The organism is Brevundimonas sp. (genome assembly GCF_036963785.1).
GTDB lineage: Bacteria > Pseudomonadota > Alphaproteobacteria > Caulobacterales > Caulobacteraceae > Brevundimonas.
This window is the reverse complement of sequence record NZ_JBALUS010000007.1, coordinates 72,944-88,720: the sequence shown is the minus strand read 5'-3', so window position 1 is coordinate 88,720 and position 15,777 is coordinate 72,944. Positions and strand designations below refer to the sequence as shown.

Annotated in this window: 15 protein-coding genes and 1 tRNA gene; 9 read left to right on the top strand and 7 right to left on the bottom strand. The window is 68.1% G+C overall.

Features of this window, described 5'->3' with window-relative positions:
* Positions 1-175: 175 nt before the first annotated feature.
* On the top strand, positions 176-2,158 hold the full coding sequence (locus V7672_RS13860; RefSeq protein ID WP_335625161.1) for an acetyl/propionyl/methylcrotonyl-CoA carboxylase subunit alpha: 1,983 nt from the start codon (positions 176-178) through the stop codon (positions 2,156-2,158).
* 3 nt (positions 2,159-2,161) lie between these two features.
* Here V7672_RS13860 and V7672_RS13855 read toward each other — a convergent pair whose 3' ends face one another.
* Positions 2,162-2,728, bottom strand: a complete 567-nt coding sequence (locus V7672_RS13855; protein WP_335625160.1) for a hypothetical protein — start codon at positions 2,726-2,728, stop codon at positions 2,162-2,164.
* Positions 2,728-3,492 (bottom strand): MFS transporter, encoded by a 765-nt coding sequence (locus V7672_RS13850; RefSeq protein WP_335625159.1) that lies wholly within the window; start codon positions 3,490-3,492, stop codon positions 2,728-2,730. The genes V7672_RS13855 and V7672_RS13850 overlap by 1 nt, the downstream gene beginning before the upstream one ends.
* Before the next feature lie 188 nt (positions 3,493-3,680).
* Here V7672_RS13850 and V7672_RS13845 point away from each other — a divergent pair, with 188 nt between their 5' ends.
* Positions 3,681-5,066 carry a mechanosensitive ion channel family protein gene (locus V7672_RS13845; RefSeq protein ID WP_335625158.1) on the top strand — a complete coding sequence of 462 codons (1,386 nt, stop codon included), beginning with the start codon at positions 3,681-3,683 and terminating at the stop codon, positions 5,064-5,066.
* Between the two features lie 36 nt (positions 5,067-5,102).
* Here V7672_RS13845 and V7672_RS13840 read toward each other — a convergent pair whose 3' ends face one another.
* Genes V7672_RS13840 through lipB form a run of 3 tightly spaced genes read right to left on the bottom strand, consistent with a single transcriptional unit; the run spans position 5,103 to position 7,756 of the window.
* On the bottom strand, positions 5,103-5,375 hold the full coding sequence (locus V7672_RS13840; RefSeq protein WP_335625157.1) for a YdeI/OmpD-associated family protein: 273 nt from the start codon (positions 5,373-5,375) through the stop codon (positions 5,103-5,105).
* On the bottom strand, positions 5,372-7,000 hold the full coding sequence (locus V7672_RS13835) for an ATP-binding protein (RefSeq protein WP_335625156.1): 1,629 nt from the start codon (positions 6,998-7,000) through the stop codon (positions 5,372-5,374). Before V7672_RS13835 ends, V7672_RS13840 begins: the two co-directional genes overlap by 4 nt.
* A gap of 48 nt (positions 7,001-7,048) precedes the next feature.
* On the bottom strand, positions 7,049-7,756 hold the full coding sequence (gene lipB, locus V7672_RS13830) for a lipoyl(octanoyl) transferase LipB (protein ID WP_335625155.1): 708 nt from the start codon (positions 7,754-7,756) through the stop codon (positions 7,049-7,051).
* 10 nt (positions 7,757-7,766) lie between these two features.
* Here lipB and V7672_RS13825 point away from each other — a divergent pair, with 10 nt between their 5' ends.
* The gene (locus V7672_RS13825; protein WP_442889511.1) at positions 7,767-8,072 is read left to right on the top strand and encodes a FliM/FliN family flagellar motor switch protein; all 306 of its coding nucleotides are present in this window, start codon (positions 7,767-7,769) and stop codon (positions 8,070-8,072) included.
* 16 nt (positions 8,073-8,088) lie between these two features.
* Here V7672_RS13825 and V7672_RS13820 read toward each other — a convergent pair whose 3' ends face one another.
* Together V7672_RS13820 and V7672_RS13815 are read right to left on the bottom strand one after the other, a co-directional pair.
* A complete protein-coding gene (locus V7672_RS13820; protein WP_335625154.1) occupies positions 8,089-8,667 on the bottom strand; it encodes a fasciclin domain-containing protein in 579 nt (192 codons plus the stop codon).
* A 17-nt stretch (positions 8,668-8,684) separates the two neighbouring features.
* Positions 8,685-9,686 (bottom strand): hypothetical protein, encoded by a 1,002-nt coding sequence (locus V7672_RS13815; RefSeq protein WP_335625153.1) that lies wholly within the window; start codon positions 9,684-9,686, stop codon positions 8,685-8,687.
* Between the two features lie 173 nt (positions 9,687-9,859).
* Here V7672_RS13815 and V7672_RS13810 point away from each other — a divergent pair.
* From V7672_RS13810 to V7672_RS13785, 6 genes are all read left to right on the top strand, one after another.
* A tRNA-Leu gene (locus tag V7672_RS13810) sits at positions 9,860-9,944 on the top strand.
* A gap of 59 nt (positions 9,945-10,003) precedes the next feature.
* Positions 10,004-11,416 (top strand): magnesium transporter, encoded by a 1,413-nt coding sequence (mgtE, locus tag V7672_RS13805; RefSeq protein ID WP_335625152.1) that lies wholly within the window; start codon positions 10,004-10,006, stop codon positions 11,414-11,416.
* A gap of 99 nt (positions 11,417-11,515) precedes the next feature.
* Positions 11,516-12,961 (top strand): lysozyme, encoded by a 1,446-nt coding sequence (locus tag V7672_RS13800; RefSeq protein WP_335625151.1) that lies wholly within the window; start codon positions 11,516-11,518, stop codon positions 12,959-12,961.
* A gap of 57 nt (positions 12,962-13,018) precedes the next feature.
* The gene (locus tag V7672_RS13795; protein WP_335625150.1) at positions 13,019-14,182 is read left to right on the top strand and encodes an isovaleryl-CoA dehydrogenase; all 1,164 of its coding nucleotides are present in this window, start codon (positions 13,019-13,021) and stop codon (positions 14,180-14,182) included.
* Positions 14,179-14,778, top strand: coding sequence for an HD domain-containing protein (locus tag V7672_RS13790; RefSeq protein WP_335625149.1), 600 nt, complete (start codon positions 14,179-14,181; stop codon positions 14,776-14,778). Before V7672_RS13795 ends, V7672_RS13790 begins: the two co-directional genes overlap by 4 nt.
* Positions 14,779-14,840: 62 nt before the next feature.
* A complete protein-coding gene (locus tag V7672_RS13785; RefSeq protein ID WP_335625148.1) occupies positions 14,841-15,026 on the top strand; it encodes a DUF3008 family protein in 186 nt (61 codons plus the stop codon).
* Positions 15,027-15,777 lie beyond the last annotated feature (751 nt).

Sequence of the window (15,777 nt, the reverse complement as noted above, 5' to 3'; positions counted from 1 at the left end):
GGACGTTAAAGCCGATCAGGCAGGGGCTTGCCAACCCCGAACGCCGATCAAGCGAACCCCCCGGTCCGTAAGCCGGTTTACTCGCACCGGATCACGGCCTAATCGGGGCCGTCGCCTCAAGGTCAGATCACAGTGCGTTGATCTCCCACAACCGGCGATGTCGATGGAACCGGGAATGTTTGCCAAGATTCTGATCGCCAACCGGGGCGAGATCGCCGTCCGTATCATCAAGACCTGCCGCCGCATGGGCATTCAGACGGTGCAGGTCTATTCCGAGGCCGACGCGGGCTCGCTGGCCGTCGAGATGGCGGATGAGGCCGTGCTGATCGGACCGGCTCCCGCGTCCGAGTCCTATCTGCTGGCCGACCGCATCGTCGACGCTGTGCGACAAACCGGCGCAGAAGCGGTGCACCCCGGCTTTGGCTTCCTCAGCGAGAACGCCGGCTTCGCCCGCCGCCTGCGTGACGAGGGTATCGCCTTCATCGGCCCCAATCCCGAAGCCATCGACGCCATGGGCGACAAGATCAGCTCCAAGAAGCTGGCCGCCGAGGCCGGTGTCTCGACGGTGCCCGGCCATATGGGCCTGATCGAAACGCCCGAAGAAGCCGTCCGCATCGCCCACGAGATCGGCTATCCGATCATGATCAAGGCCTCGGCCGGCGGTGGCGGCAAGGGCATCCGCGTCGCCCACTCCGATGCCGACATGGCCGACGGCTTCTCTTCGGTGAAGGCCGAGGCCAAATCCGCCTTCGGCGACGACCGGGTCTTCCTCGAGAAGTTCATCGAGAACCCGCGCCACATCGAGATCCAGGTGATGGGCGACAAGCACGGCAACGTCGTCCATCTGTTCGAGCGCGAGTGCTCGATCCAGCGCCGCAATCAGAAGGTCATCGAGGAGGCCCCCTCCCCCCTGCTCGACGACAAGACCCGCAAGGCCATGGGCGAACAGGCTATCGCCCTCGCCAAGGCCGTAAACTACGACAGTGCGGGAACGGTCGAGTTCGTCGCCGGTCAGGACAAGAGCTTCTACTTCCTCGAGATGAACACCCGGCTGCAGGTCGAGCACCCGGTGACCGAGCTGATCACCGGCGTCGATCTGGTCGAACAGATGATCCGCTCGGCCTGGGGCGACGAGCTGAACATCACCCAGAAGGACCTCAAGATCCGCGGCTGGGCGATCGAGAGCCGCATCTATGCCGAGGACCCGTACCGCGGCTTCCTGCCGTCGATCGGCCGTCTGGTCCGCTATGATCAGCCCCGCGAGGGCGAGCAGGACGGCTATCTGGTCCGCAACGATTCCGGCGTCCGCGAGGGCGACGAGATCAGCATGTTCTACGACCCCATGATCGCCAAGCTGTGCACCTGGGGCGAAACGCGCGAGGCTGCCATCGACGGCATGGCCCGCGCGCTGGAGGACACCCACCTCGAGGGCGTCGGCCACAATGTGCCCTTCCTCGCCGCTGTCATGGATCAGGAGCGCTTCCGCTCCGGTGCCCTGACCACCCGCTACATCACCGACGAATTCCCCGACGGCTTCAACGGTACGCCCGTGGCCGGCTTTGGCCGCGACGTGATGCTGGCCTCAAGCCTGGCCATGAAGGCCGTCCAGGTCGAACAGTCCGGCGACCCCGACGCCCGCGCCGACTGGACCGTCCTGGTCGGCGGCGAAACCGTCTCGGCCAGCCTCGCGGTCGATGACGACGAGAACCTGGCCATCACCCTGCCGGACGAAGAGCGCACCCTGGTCCTGTCCGAGATCGACTGGTCACCGGGCCTGGCCCAGTTCCGCGCCCGGCTGGACGACACGCCGTTCACGGCCGAGGTCTCCCGCGTGCCCGACGGCTTCACCATCCGCCACCGGGCTATGCGCGCCCGCGTCCGCGTGCTGTCGCCCCGCCATGCCGAGCTCTATGCCCGCCTGCCCGAGAAGGTCCCACCCGACACCTCCAAGCTGATCCAGTCCCCCATGCCGGGCCTGGTCGTCGCCGTGCCCGTCACCATGGGGCAAGAGGTCAAGGAGGGCGAAACCGTCGCCATCATCGAAGCCATGAAGATGCAGAACATCCTCAAGGCGGAACGCGACGGCGTCGTCAAAACCGTGGGCGCCAAGGCCGGTGACCCCGTCGCCGCCGACGACGTGCTGGTCGAGTTCGAATAGGGCTCAGCCCTCGACCGGCTCGGCCTTCGTCCCCCTCGCATACGCCGCCGACAGCTGGCGGAAATAGCGCGAGTTCCAGGCGATCACCGTGGCGATCAGGCCCAGCACGCCGGCCACGGTGAACACCAGCGCCATACCCCGCTCAGGCCCGCGCCCGTACCAGTCGCCGATCAGGTCGGCGCCCCAGCCGTCGGTCATCAGCGGGATGAAGACGAACTGGGCCAAAGGCGCGATCATGAAGGCGGTCAGGGGCGAGGCCGCCTGCTCCACCGACTGGGCAAAGCCGAACACCCGCCCCTGCCGCTCGAACGGCACCACCTTCTGCAGCGTCGTATGCTCGGCCGCCTCGGCATAGGGGCTCAGCAGCATCCACATGAAACAGCCGATCGCCAGCAGCACGATCGACGACTGGATGGTGAACAGCGCCGCCACCACCCAGCAGATCAGATTGACGATCATCAGGGTGCGCAGCGGATTCTTCCCCAGCCCCGTCCGCGAGATGACGATCCCGCTCAGGATGAAGGCCGTCGACACCCCGGCCCAGAAGAAGCCCCAGGCCTCGACCGGCATCAGGACAGCCCATAGGCATCCATCAGGGCCATGAACACGCCGCCGAGGAAGTTGTTGAAGGTCGCAAACAGGATCAGGGCGAACAGTCCCGGTACCACCGCGATCACCTTGATCGTCCCGCGGATATCCACCTTTGCCGGTCCGCTCTGCCCCGCCTCGGCCCGCAGCACCGCCGGGTCCGGCTCATCCACCGGCACGAACCGCAGGTGCAGGAACACCGGCACGATCAGCGCCAGGGCGAACACCAGCGCCCCTTCCATCCCGGCCCAGGCGACCAGCAGACCACTGATCACCGAGGTGGTCAGAAAGCCGATCCCGGTCACCATGCCGACCAGTCCATTGGCCCGGTCGCGGCGGTCCTCTGCAACCAGCGCCGTCACCAGCGTCGGCAGGGCGATGGAACGGATGTTCCCGGCAATCACGCCCAGCATCACCACCCCGATAAAGGTCCACAGCCAGAGGCTTCCCACCTCGGCCATCGCCCCGTCCGGCGCGACGGTCAGCACCCCGAACGACACGCCGTACAGCCCCAGCGACACCAGGCTGGACGCCAGCATGACCTTCTTCTTGCGATGATGGTCCACCAGGCTGCCGAACCAGAAGGCCAGCCCCGCCGTTAGCACCAGATACAGGCCCGCGATCATCCCGGTGGCGAACACCGAGCGCGTCTCAAGAAACACCCAGAAGGTCAGGGCGAACCACACCGTGAAGTTGATGATGTTGGCCACCAGATTGTTGACCAGCACATGGTGAAAGGCGCTCATGACCCGCTCGCAGACCGACGCGCGGCCAAGCCTGCGCGGCGCGCCTTATGCCAGAAGTCGAGGCAGGCGGACCAGAGGGGCCGCCCGCGGGCGCCAGCCCTCGACGCGCGATCAAATCGGCCGTTTCCCGTGACAGCATCGCCCATGGCTGCCAGCATGCCCGTCACGACGTTTCCGGGACCAAGCACATGACAGCCAACTGTTTCCGCGCCTTTCTGGCCGCCTGTCTGATGCTTGTGGCCGGGCTGGCCACGGCGGGCGGGCCGGCCTGGGGCCAGACGCCCGCGCCGGCTCAGGATCCCCCGGCGATCCGCGTTGACAGCGATGCCGGCTCCGACGACGCCATCGCCTCGCGCCTCAGCCGCATCTTCGCCCAGCTGGACAGCCTGTCCGCCGTTCAGGTGCAAGTGGCCGAAGGGGTGGTCACCCTGGACGGCGTCGTGGCCGACCGCAGCGATCTGGATCGCGCCGAGGCGATCGCCGGCCGCGTCGAGGGCGTGGTGGCCGTGCGCAACGAGATCGAGGCCAGCGTCCAGCTGGGCGAGCGGGTGTCCCCCTTCCTGCAGCAGCTGACGGCCCTGTGGCAGTCGACCCTCGACAGCGGCCCGCTGCTGCTGCTCAGCCTGCTGATCGTCGCGGCCTGCGTGGGGCTGGGCTGGTGGGCGGCGTCGTTCAACCGGTTCTGGCGCGGCCTGACGTCCAATCCCTTCGTCGGTGACCTGCTGGCGCAGCTGGTGCGGGCCCTCAGCCTGATCGTCGGGATTGTGCTGGCCCTCAACCTGCTGGGCGCCACCGCCCTGATGGGCACCGTGCTGGGCGGGGCCGGGGTGCTGGGCATCGCCGTCGGCTTTGCCCTGCGCGACACCCTGGAAAACTACATCTCCAGCATCATGCTCAGCCTGCGCCAGCCGTTCCGGGCCAATGATCACGTCGTCATCGACGGTCAGGAGGGCAAGGTCGTGCGCCTGACCTCGCGCGCCACCGTGCTGATGACGCTGGACGGCAACCACCTGCGCATCCCCAATATGATGGTCTTCCGGGCGGTCATCCTGAACTACACGCGCAACCCGCAGCGGCGGATGGAGTTCGAGCTGGGCGTCGACGCCGAGGACGACCCCGAAGCCGCCATCAAGGTCGGTGTGTCGACGCTGGCGGCCCTCGACTTCATCCTCGCGGACCCCGAGCCGTCCGGGGTCATCGTCACGGTCGGCGACAGCAATATCGTGCTGAAATTCATGGGCTGGATCGATCAGGCCGACGCCGACTTCCTCAAGGCCCGAAGCGCCGCCATCCGCGCGACCAAGATGGCGATCGAGGCGGCGGGCTTCACCCTGCCCGAGCCCATCTATCGCCTGCGCATCGACCATATGCCGGACCTGCTGCGCCCGGGCGCCCCTGCCCCGTCCAGGGCTGAGGCCCTCCCGGCCCGACGCCGCACCGGCGCACCGGCCGACAGCCGCCTCGCCCCCGCCCCGTCTGTCCGCCCCGACGACCACATCGACCGGACCATCGAGGCCGAACGCCGCGCGTCCGGCGAGGAGAACCTGCTCTCCCCCAAACGCCCCATCGAATGACGAAATCGCGTCGCGCGCGGACGCCGCACGGCTGGGTCAGGCGGGTCTGCCGCTCCGCTCCCGGTGTGGGCAACCCGGCCAGCAGCACGGTCGGCGCTTGCCCGCGGCGAGATCCTCGAGCGCCCGGGCCACGTGTTTGTCCCTGGTCTCGGCCTTCTTCACCGAGATGGTCCAGCAGATCCACTCGTTGCGGGCCAGCGGCGTAATGTCTTCCCAGGTCTCCAGGGCTGCGGCGTCGGACGCCAGGGCCGCGCCCAGATCATCCGGCAGGTCATGAACCACCCCGCCGCTGATCGGGACCGCCGTCATGCAGGCAGGTGCGCCCGCACCGCCGCTTCCAGCGCCCCCAGCAGGGTCGTGGGCGTGACGGGCTTGGACACGTGCCGGTCGGCGCCGGCGTCCCGGGCCTGGTCCAGATGCTGGGGCATGGCATTGGCACTCAGCATCAGGATCGGCAGGCGGCGGGGCGCCTGTCCGGCCGCCGCCGCCCGGGCGGCTTCGGCGGCGCGAATGGCGCGGGTGGCGGCCAGGCCGTCCATGACCGGCATCTGCATATCCATCAGCACCACGTCGAAGGCGCCACAGGCCACGGCCTCGACCGCCAGGGCACCGTTCTCGACGATGGTCAGATCATAGGGCTGCCCGGCCAGCATGGCCTCGACCACCCGCTGGTTGACCGGGTGATCCTCCGCCAGCAGCACCCGGACCGGGGCATCGCCCGAGGCCCGCAGGGGGCTCAGCGGCTCCAGTTGGGCCTTGGCCTCATGCGCCGCCTTGCCGGCGTCATAGACCTCCAGCGACCGCGTGCGGCACAGCGGCAGGGTCACGGTAAAGGTGCTGCCCTGGCCGGGGGTCGAGACCGCGCGAATGTCGCCGCCCATCATCTCGCTCAGGGCCCGGCAGATGGACAGGCCCAGACCCGTCCCCCCGAATCGCCGGGTGATGGTGGCGTCCGCCTGGGTGAAGCGTTCGAACAGGCCCTGGCCGGCCGAGGCGTCAAAGCCGACGCCCGTATCGGTGACGACCAGGGTCAGCTGGCTGACCTCCGGCTCCGGCGTGTCGTCCTCGATGTCGATCAACACGGCGACCTCACCCTCCTGGGTGAACTTCACCGCATTGGACAGCAGATTGGTCAGCACCTGCCGGATGCGCCCGGCGTCGGCCAGAAACCGGCCCCGCGCCGTTTGGCCGACGGTAACGGTAAAGGTCAGGTCCCGGGCCTCGGCCTTCGCCCGGGCCGTGGCGAGGGCGGGCTCCAGCTCGTCCAGCAGGTCCATGTCGACCGGCACGATTTCCAGCTGGCCGGCCTCGACCTTGGAGACGTCCAGAATGTCGGACACCAGCCGCTCCAGGCTCTCGCCCGACTGGGCGATCAGGTCGACCAGTTCGCGCTGTCGCGGCGTCAGGTCGTCGGCCTGCAGCGCCCCGATCAGGCCGATGACGCCGTTCAGCGGGGTGCGGATCTCGTGGCTCATATTGGCCAGAAAGTCGGTCTTGGCCTGGCTGGCGGCCTCGGCGGCGGCTTTGGCGGCCTCCAGTTCCCTGTGCGCGGCCTCGCGCCCCGTGACGTCCCGCGCCACGGCATAGATCTTGCCGCCATATCGGCGGGCCTGCCATTCCAGCTGGCGATAGCTGCCGTCCTTGTGGCGATAGCGATTGACGAAACCGCTGACGAAGCCGCCCGAGGCCAGATCCTCGACCTGGTTGACCGTCACCTGGGTGCAGGGCCTGTCGTCGGGATGCAGCAGCCTCAGCAGGGGCTTGCCTTCAAGCTCCTCGGGGCTCCAGCCCAGTGTCGTTTCCCACGAGCGGCTGACCTTGACGACCCGGCCCTCCAGGTCGCGGATGCACAGCATGTCGAGCGACACGTCGAAGAATGTGCTGGCATCGACCAGATCGTCCGGAAGAGAAGAAAGTGCCGCCAGCGAAGACATGAAACCGATCTCAACCCCCTGATTCTTGGGGAGGTTGGCACACCAAGGTTAAGGTTGCCCTGCGACGGTTGGTCCAAATTGACGCTCAAAGCTGATTTTCAGCGCCGCATCGACCTCGTCCATGGTCGCCAGAATGCCCAGGTCGTGCAGGCTGGTGACGCCGTGCTCGCGGATGCCGCAGGGCACAATACCGCCGAAATGGTCCAGATCCGGCTCCACATTCAGGCTGATGCCGTGGAAGCTGACCCATTTGCGCACCTTGACCCCGATGGCGGCGATCTTGTCCTCGCGCGACCATCCGGGCCCCTTGCGCGTGACCCAGACGCCGACCCGGCCGTCCTTGACCTCGCCCTCGACGCCGAACTCGGCCAGGGCCCCGATGATCCAGCGCTCCAGCCCGCGCACCAGTCCGCGCACATCGCGCCCTCGCTCGGCCAGGTTCAGCATCACATAGCCCACTCGCTGGCCTGGCCCGTGATAGGTGAACTGCCCGCCCCGGCCCGTCCTGTGCACCGGAAAGCGGGCGTCGATCAGGTCCTCGTCCTTTGCCGAGACCCCGGCGGTATAAAGCGCGGGATGCTCCAGCAGCCATACCCGCTCGCCGGCCTCACCGGCGTGGATCGCCGCCACGCGCGCCTCCATCGCCGCCTCCGCCGCCGGATAGTCGGCATAGCCCGGCGACACGACCCATTCGACGGGTCGGGAATCGGCGCGCCGCAGCGGCGAATCGGCAGAGCTTAAGGCTTGGGAAAGCATGACCCCCCCAATGTGGCGGATGGGGGTCCCCATGCAAGCGCCATCCAGTAAGCCCGAGTCCGTCATGAGTCAGATCAACGCCGTCGATGTCGAAATCTCCGTCGTCCTCGGCCGCTCCGTGCTGCCCATGTCCCAACTGCTGAAGATGGGCCGGGGCGCCGTCATCCCGCTGAACGCGACCGAGTCGGACGAAGTCTGGATCCTGGCCAACAACCACCCGATCGCGCGCGGCGAGATTTCGATCAGCGACGACCGCATCGCCATCACTGTCACCCGCCCCGCCGACGTCTACGACTTCATGGCCGGCTCGGCCTGACCCGCGGCAGGCGGCGCTACTCGGCCGCCTCCGTCTTCACCAGCACCGCATCAATCGGCTGGATCACGCCATTGCTGGCCTGAACCTCGGCCCCGGACAGACGCGCGGAAGCGCCATCCGAGGCCGTGACGACGATCGTCTCGCCGTCGCGAGTGAAGGTCAGCATGTCGTCGCCCATGGTCCGCATCTGCGCCTGATCGTTCCCGGAGGCGTCGATGGCGGCATTGATGTCCGCCCGGCCCAGCGAGCCCGGCACGATGTGGGCGCGGACCAGGGCCGCAGCCTCGGCAGACATGGCCTCGGCCTTCAGCCCGTCGACATCGGCGCCCAGGGCCGCATCCGTAGGCGCGAACACCGTATAGGGCCCGACGCCCTCGAGCGCGGTGGCGAGACCGGAGTTGTCCAGCACGTCGCGGAATCCCGCCGCCTCGGTCTGATCGCCCAGTGCGGCGGTCAGGGTGGCATCGGATCGCGTCGAGGCGACCTCGGCCCCGGGCGTTTCTGCCTCGGGCGCCGGGTCACAGGCCGCCAGCGACAGGCCGGCCACGCCCAGAACGGCGGCGGACAGCATCAGAGTTTGAAGACGATTGCGCATGATGGCTCTCCCCGGCCCTAGGCCAACAACTGAATGACGGCCTGGACCAGCCGGGTGGTCGGATCGACCTGATAGACATAGCCGTCGCTGTACCGGTACCAGGACTGCGGACTGTCGGCATACTGGCCGCGATAGTCATAGGGCACGTTATAGACGTCATAGCCCTGCGGCATGGCCTGTCCGACGGTCCACGGCTGCCCGGTCAGCAGGGCGGCGACTTGCTGGATGGCCTGCGTCTGCGGGTCCACGCCGTACAGAACGCCGTCCGCATAGCGATAGTTGTACCGGTCGTTCAGCCCGTAATACTGGCTGTAGTACTGCGGGGCCGGCTGATAGCTGTACTGCTGGGGCCAGACGTTGCCGAGCCCAAGCGCGCCACCCAGCGCCGGAAGCCATCCGCTCAGGCCGCCGTTCCGGTCGTACCGATACATATAGCCGTCGTCATAGCGATAACGGTCGTCTCCGCGCAGCCAGTAGCCGTCATACCGGCCCGACGCGTCACGCCGCATCTGCCGCGCCTGTCCCGGCGGCAGGCAGCCGTTGTTCTTTTTCGCCAGTCCCGGCGGGCAGCCCTGCATCACGGTCCGGCTGTCGTAGCGATCACCGCGAAACAGGGACAGGACCGGCTCGGACCGGTCATCCCGACCCACGACAACCGTGGTGCGGCGATCGTCGCGATCAACCGCACCACCTCCATTCCGGATTTCCGGGCGCAGCCCCGACTCGCGATCACGCCCGTTTCCACGATTGTCAGCACGGTCGGAGGGCGTCGCTGCATTGCCGTTGCCCCGACCCTGTGGCGCGCCGCGGTCGTCGCCTCGCGCCTTGCCGTTGCCGCGCCCTGGCGTCTCGCGGTTGCCGTTGCCCGGCTGGTCCTGGGTCCGTTCGGCCCGCGCCTGCTGGCCCCGGCCGTTGCCGTTGCCATTGCCGTTTCCGCGATCCTGATCGGCCGCCAGGACCGGCCCGGCCAGTGCGACCGAGAGCGCGAGGGTAGAAGCCACGGTGAGGTGAATTTTCATGATATTCCGTTCTTCGCGAGATGCCCTGCTGTCGGACCACCAAACGTGGACCGGGTGCCGACGTTCCGCCGCCCGTGCGCCAGGTGCGGACAAGGCCGAAGGGTCGGCCCCGGACTGACGATGCCCCCTTCCCTTTCCCCGCGACCTGCGCTATCGCCCCCGCTCCGATGCGAGCGGTCGTGGCGGAATTGGTAGACGCGCAGCGTTGAGGTCGCTGTGGGGCAACCCGTGGAAGTTCGAGTCTTCTCGACCGCACCATCGACTCTAAAGGACGAAACATCGGCAGCTAGCTGATCGAAAACAGGGGAGGACGACGCGTGATTACCACCGCAGACGCCCCCCTGCCGTCCGCCTCCAACGACGAAATCGAGCACGTCGCGCTCGACGAAGACTATGTCCTGACGGCGGGCTTCGTCGAAAAGGTGGTCGATGCCGCCGACGACGGCGATGGCCTGCGGCTGCGCGGCCTGCTGGAAGACCTGCACCCCGCCGACGTCGCCGATCTGATGGGCTTCCTGACGGTCGAGCACCGGGGCGTGGTCGTGCTGTGGCTGCCGCCCGAACTGTTGGCCGCCACCCTGCCCGAGCTGGACGACGGTATCCGCGAGGAGGTGCTGGAGCGCGTCCCGCACCTGACCCTGGCCGAGGCGCTGCAGGAGCTGGACTCCGACGACGCCGCCGCCGTGGTCGAGGACCTCGAGGACGACCGCCGCGAACGCGTGCTGGCCGCCATGCCGGATCTGGACCGGGCCGCGATCGAGAGCAGCCTGGGCTATGCCGAGGACTCCGCCGGCCGCCTGATGCAGCGCGAGGTGATGGCGGCGCCCCAGTTCTGGAGCGTCGGCGACACCATCGACCACGTCCGCGCCCAGGGCGAGGAACTGCCCGAGCTGTTCTTCGACATCTATGTCGTCGATCCTCTGAACCGGCCCGTCGGCGGCGTCGCCGTCAGCCAGCTGCTGCGCGCCCCACGCAGCGCCGCCCTCACCGACCTGATGGAGCCGATCAACGAGATCGCCGTCGATCAGGACCAGGAAGAGGTCGCCTATGTCTTCGAGAAGTATCACCTGATCTCGGCGCCGGTGATCGACTCGGCCGGGCGTCTGGTCGGCCAGATCACCGTCGATGACATCGTCAACATCATCCAGGAAGAGAACCGCGAGGACATCCTGCGCCTGGCCGGTGTGTCCGACGAGGACCGCGGCTCGTCCATCTCCGAGATCGTGCGGGGCCGGGTGCCCTGGCTGGCCATCAACCTCGGCACGGCCGTCCTGGGGGCCAGCGTCATCTCCTGGTTCGGGGCGACCATCGAGCAGATCATCGCCCTGGCGGTGCTGATGCCGATCGTGTCGGCCATCGGCGGCAATGCCGGCACCCAGTCGCTGACCGTTACTGTCCGCGCACTTGCCACGCGCGAACTCAACCGCTCGAACTCGGTGCGGACCTTCTGGCGCGAGATCGCCGTCGGCGTGGCGAACGGCCTGGTGCTGTCGCCGTTGATCGGTGTGGCCGCCGGCCTCTGGTCGGGCGACTGGCGGATCGGGGCGGTCATTTCGACAGCCATGGTGCTGAACCTGATCGTCGCCGCCACCGTCGGCGTCCTGACCCCGCTGACCCTGTCACGGCTCAAGTTCGACCCGGCCGTCTCTTCGGCGGTGTTTGTCACGGCCACGACCGATTTCTTTGGTTTCCTGATCTTCCTCGGCCTCGCCACCCTCGTCCTGCTGTAAAACAGCGGCTGTGGCGCGGGCCTTGCTGGAAGACTGGCACGGCGACGGTCGCCGTCTCGAATTGGGTCAATTGCGGTGTCTGAAGCCATCCGACACAAGATGAAGGTCTCCCGCGAGGGGGTGGTGCTCATCAAGAGCTTCGAGGGCTTTCGGGCCTCGGCCACCCGCGATGCCGACGGCGGCTGGGTGATCGGCTACGGCCACCGTCTGACCGCGCGTGAGGGCCTGACGGTCGGCGAGGCCGATGCCGAACTGCTGCTGCAGTATGACCTGATCCCCATCGTCAAGGCGCTGAACGCCGCCATGGACGAGGGCCGCATCCCCTCGCTCAACGCCCACCAGTTCGACGCCCTGGCCAGCTTCGCCCTGTCGGTCGGCATCGACACCTTCCTGAGCTCGGATGTGCTGGAAACCCTCGGGCGCGGCGCGACGGGTGAAGCGGCCGATGCCCTCGTCCACTGGCCCCAGCCGGCCTCGCCCCAGGATGGCCTGCGCCGCCGGGCTGCCGAACGCGCCCTGTTCATGGCCGATCCGGGCCAGCCCGTCGCGCTTGCAGCCCTGCTGTCCGCGCCCCTGCCGCCGCCCGTCGCAGAGCCCGAGGTCGAACCCGAGCGCGACGCCGCCCCTGACGCCCGGGCCGAGGCCGTCGCCACCCTGCTGGGCGAAACAGAGGACGAAGCCGCCGCCGACGCCCCTGCGGCCGACGAGGTCGTCAACATTCCGAATTTCGGACCGGTCGCGATGGAGTCCGACGCGCCCGCCGAGCCCATGGTCGGGACCCCCGGCGACACCGACCGGAGCAACGATCCCGAGCCGTCCGACGCGCCGCTCAGCCTGTCGCTGTCCGGTCCGTCACAGTCGCGCCAGATGGATCCGGCCCTCCTGCGCTATTCGCCCTATGCGGTTCAGGTGGTCGGCCCCCTGCCCGCTCTGGCCCCCGCCGGCGCCGCCGAGATCACGCCCGAACCAGAGCCGGAGCCTGAGCCCGCCCCGCAGCCGGATCCGGTGCCCGAGGTCCAGCCGGAGCCTGCCTTCGAGGGGGCCCCCCGGGCTGAGCCTGAGCCTGAGCCTGAGCCTCAGCCTCAGCCCGAGCCGACCTCCCCGCCCGCCCCGGCACCCGCGCTCGAACTGACCCCGCTGACCGAGGCCGACGAGCCCCAGCCGCTCCGCCCCCTGTGGACGGACGCCGACCGCAATACCGACTTCCAGCTCGACCAGTCCCCCCTGTTCATCGACGACGGCGCCCAGACCGGCGTGCTGGTCCACGAGACACCCGAGGAGCCGGCCCGCCGCTTTGACTGGCGCGAGACCGGGGCCTTTCTGATCATGGGCGGCGTGGGCCTCGCCGCCTGCACGGCCTCGGCCGCGGCCTTCCGCCTGTCGGTCGATCAGCCCTCGCCGATGGGCGAGACCACCCTGATCGCCGGAGTGCTGGCCTTCATCGGCGCGGCCTGCGTCGGGGTCTCGGCCTGGAACCTCTACACCCGCTTCGGGCCGGGTCGCGGCGCCTCGACCCCCGAACCCACCGAAGACGAAGCGGCCTGACGTCGCACGGGCCCGGGGGTCTTCGCGGACCGAAGGATCGGTGCTAACCCGCACCGCATGAGCATTCCCAACGCCCCCCAATCCATGGAATTCGGCCTCGGCGAGACCGCTGACGCCATCCGCGACACCACCGCCCGCTGGGCCACCGATCGTCTGGCCCCGCTGGCCGCCGAGATCGACGAGAAGAATGAGTTCCGCCGCGAACTCTGGCCCGAAATGGGCGAGCTGGGCCTGCACGGCATCACGGTGGAAGAAGAGTGGGGCGGGCTTGGCCTCGGCTACCTCGAACACGTCGTCGCCATGGAGGAGGTCTCGCGCGCCTCGGCCTCGATCGGCCTGTCGTACGGCGCCCACTCCAACCTCTGCGTCAACCAGATCCGCCGCTGGGGCACGGATGAGCAGAAGGCGAAATATCTGCCCAAACTGATCTCGGGCGAGCACGTCGGCTCACTGGCCATGTCCGAGGCCGGGTCCGGCTCCGACGTCATGTCGATGAAGACCCGCGCCGAGAAGAAGGGCGACCGATACGTCCTGAACGGCACCAAATTCTGGATCACCAACGCCCCCTCGGCCGACACCCTGGTCGTCTATGCCCGCACCGGCGACGGCAATGGCGGCGTCACCGCCTTCCTGATCGAGCGCGGCATGAAGGGTTTCTCGGTCTCGAAGAAACTCGACAAGATGGGCATGCGCGGCTCGGACACCGCCGAACTGGTGTTCGAGGACTGCGAGGTCCCCGCCGAGAACATCATGGGAGGCGAGGGGCGCGGCGCGGCCGTCCTCATGTCGGGCCTCGACTACGAGCGCGCCGTGCTGGCCGCCGGGCCCCTGGGCATCATGCAGGCCGCCCTCGACGTGGTCCTGCCCTACGTCCGCGACCGCAAACAGTTCGGCAAGCCGATCGGCAGCTTCCAGCTGATGCAGGCCAAGGTCGCCGACATGTACGTCGCCCTGAACAGCGCCCGCACCTATGTCTATGCGGTGGCCAAGGCCTGCGACGCCGGCAAGACCACCCGCTATGACGCCGCCGGTGCCATCCTGCTGGCCTCGGAAAATGCCGTGAAGGTCAGCCTCGAGGCCGTCCAGGCCCTCGGCGGCGCCGGCTACACCAAGGAATGGCCCGTCGAACGCCTCGTCCGCGACGCCAAACTCTACGACATCGGCGCCGGGACCAACGAGATCCGCCGCTTCCTGATCGGGCGGGAGCTGCTGGGGTCGTGACCGTTACGGACGGGATAGTTGCCGAAGAGGTCCTTACGGGCCTCAAGAGCCGCTACGCCGAGCCGCAGCGCCACTATCACAACTGGGCGCACATCGAGGCCCTGCTGGGCTGGTTCCGCCAGCGTCGTGATCATCTGCACGCCCCCCTGTCGGTCGAGCTGGCCATTCTGTTTCACGATGCCGTCTATGATCCGACCCGGTCGGACAATGAGGCCGAGAGCGCCCGCCTTCTGATGGATGCGGACCTGCCGGGCCTCGACGACGCTGTCCGCGCACGGGCCGTACGGATGATCGAGGCGACGGCCCGTCACGAAATCCCGGAAGGCCTCGAGCCCGCCGAGCAGGGCGACATGGCCGAGTTCCTCGACATGGACCTCTCCATCCTCGGCGCCCGAACGGATGTGTTCGACGCCTATGAACAGGCCATCCGCCGCGAATATGCCTTCGTGCCGGAAGCCCTCTATCGCGAGGCGCGGCGCGGGATTCTGCAGCGATTTCTGGAGCGCGAGCGGCTCTATTTCAGCGACTGGGGCCGGGAGCGGTTCGAGGCAACGGCGCGCGCCAATCTGGCCGCCTCTATCGCCGCCTTGAGCTGACCGGTCACGGAACCGGCTGCGGCCTCATTCCATTCCGCTTTCAGGAAGGAAAGGAGCCCCCCATGCCCGCCAAATCCGCTGCCCAACAGAAAGCCGCCGGCGCCGCCCTGTCGGCCAAGCGCGGCGACACGCCCAAATCCGACCTCAAGGGCGCGTCGAAATCCATGGTCGAATCCATGTCCGAAAAGGAGCTGGAAGACATGGCCAGCACCAAGCGCACGGGCAAACCCGAACACGTCGACGACTGACGCCCGGCAGACCCTGCCCCCCGTCCTTCTCCCCACCGGGGGAGAAGGTGTCAGGCGGAGCCTGACGGATGAGGGGGCCGCCTGACACGATCCGGAAGCGCGGGCGCTTGCTCTCAACCGCCCCCTCGTCCGGGCCGCTCTCGCGGCCCACCTTCTCCCCCGAGGGGAGAAGGACCGCTGAACCGATGCGCTCGGTTATGAAACCAGCGCCGAAATTCCCCCGTCCCTTCAACACCCCCGCCGTTTCCCGCACCGTTCTTCCCGCCTCACCCTGGGCCTGTGCGACCCTTCCCCCGTCCCGTTGCACGGAGGGCTCGTAAGGCCTGCGACCTTGCAAGCGGCGGGAGCGGATGGAGCGGGGTTGGAGGAGTCCAACGCCCAGCTTTCGGGCCTCAAGCAGCGAGGCTCCGCGAGCCGAGCGTTAGGCCTACTTCAGAGCTCGATCACCGCCTCCGGGTGCGTGGTCGTGGCATGGGCTGAGGGGGATACTCGGTCGTTCCGGGAGGTGTCGCAGGACACCCCCGCCCGCCGGGGGCGCTGCGGTAAGGCCCGAACACGGCCACCCGACGCAAGCTCCCGGAAAACCGTCTGCGCGGAGCGTCAGCCTTCGTCGAAACGGTAAACTCTATTCACTCCGGGCGAAGGCCCGGCGCTCCGCCTGCCCTCCAACCTCTGCCCGCAAAGGCGAGAGGCGCTTGAGTACGTCTGCGCCTATTCCTCCCCCACCGGGGGAGGGGACCGCGGCGCTCTG